Origin of the sequence: Xanthomonas axonopodis, assembly GCF_001304695.1 — a bacterium.
Classification (GTDB): Bacteria; Pseudomonadota; Gammaproteobacteria; order Xanthomonadales; family Xanthomonadaceae; genus Xanthomonas; species Xanthomonas axonopodis.
Map to the genome: position 1 here is coordinate 1 of NZ_JFAQ01000299.1, position 639 is coordinate 639.

The window sequence follows — 639 nt, forward strand, 5'->3', positions numbered from 1 at the left end:
GCGCGCGCGCCCGGATGCGGCGTTGCTGGAATCGGTGTTGCTGCGCAGCCAGAGCCTGGCGGTGTATTCGCCGGAGAACAACGGCCATTTCGGTCTGGCGTTGGAGGCATACGCGCATTTCACCTCGCCGATTCGGCGTTACCCGGATCTGCTGGTGCACCGCGCAATCAAGCACGCGTTGACCGGTGCCAGCCCGCAGACATTCATCTATACACCGCGTCAGATGGCGGCGCTGGCACTGCAATGCTCCGAGCGCGGACGGCGTGCCGATGAAGCCGAAGGTGAAGTGGACGAGCGCTACCGCGCGGCGTGGATGGAAAAGCACGTCGGCGGGCAGTTCGATGGCGTGATCAGCGGTGTGACGGGATTTGGTCTGTTCGTGGAGCTGACGCAGTCCAAGGTCAACGGTCTGGTGCATGTCACTCAACTGCCGCAGGACTATTACCAGTTCGATCCGATCCGCAAGACGCTCAGCGGCGAGCGCCGCGGTCGCGAATTCCGTCTCGGCGATCCGGTACGCGTGCTGGTGCTCAAGGCCAGCATGGAAGAGCGCAAGATCGACTTCCGCCTGGCCGAAGAGGGCGCAGCACCCGAAGCGCCGCTGCCGCCACGCGAGAAGCCGACTAAGAGCGGCTAACA

Annotated in this window: 1 protein-coding gene; it reads left to right on the forward strand. The window is 64.0% G+C overall.

What is annotated here, in order from left to right:
• The coding region (locus tag XAXN_RS19880) for an RNB domain-containing ribonuclease (protein WP_134984944.1) at positions 1-637 on the forward strand (637 nt) is incomplete at its 5' end.
• Between the last annotated feature and the right edge of the window lie 2 nt (positions 638-639).